At 44.0% G+C, this 954-nt stretch carries 1 protein-coding gene; it reads left to right on the plus strand.

Features of this window, described 5'->3' with window-relative positions:
• The coding region (locus WBG07_RS19350; protein ID WP_340203778.1) for a condensation domain-containing protein at nt 1–954 on the plus strand (954 nt) is incomplete at both ends.

Below are 954 nucleotides of genomic sequence, written 5' to 3' on the forward strand. Positions count from 1 at the left end.
ACAGTTGTCTTCTTTTCCTTTAACGGTGAATGGTAAGATAGACCGCAAGGCGCTTCCAGAGGCGGATGGCAGTAATCTATCAGGAGCCTCTTATGTAGCTCCAGACACGTCCACCTCTAAGTCACTTGCCGAATTATGGGCATCTTTACTCTCAGTAGAGCGTATTGGATTGACCGATGATTTCTTTGAGTTAGGAGGTCATTCCTTATTAGCGGTACGATTGGTAGCATCAATTCGTAGTAGTTATGGGATCTCTTTAAGTGTGAATACCATTTTTGAATATAGCACCTTAGGCAGTTTAGCCTCGTATTTAGAAGTTCAAGAACAAAGCGAAGTAGCTGTACTTGTACCTATGGAGCGTCCTGATCAGGTCCCATTATCCTATACCCAAGAACGTTTATGGTTTATTGACCGATTAGAAGGCAGTACGCATTACCATGTTCCAGGAGTTTTATCCATAGAAGGCACTTTAGACCGGGGATTACTATCTAGGAGTCTTGTATCGATTTTAGTTCGTCATGAATCCCTTCGTACAGTTTTCAAGGAAGATGCCGGTGTCGGTTATCAGTTGCTTTTAGATGCAGCAGACTTTCACATCACCGAAGTATCGTTATCCTCCATAGGAGGCAGTTCAGCCCTAGCTTCTTATATTGCCTCAGAAGTGCATCGTCCCTTTGATCTGTCAAAGGATTATATGATACGTGCCCAGTTAGTATCGTGCTCATCTACTTCTCATACTTTGATCGTAGTGATGCATCATATCGCCTCAGATGGCTGGTCCCTTCCCATCTTGGTGAGTGAACTGGAAACCCTTTACAATGCAGGGATTACAGGAGCGCCCGCATCGCTTCCCGCATTACCTGTACAGTATGCCGATTACAGTTTATGGCAACGTTCTTATTTAAGCGGAGAAGTACTAGAAGAGAAACTCCGTTGGTGGTCTTCGCATTTAGA

The organism is Ascidiimonas meishanensis (assembly GCF_037782385.1).
Taxonomy (GTDB): Bacteria; Bacteroidota; Bacteroidia; order Flavobacteriales; family Flavobacteriaceae; genus Ascidiimonas; species Ascidiimonas meishanensis.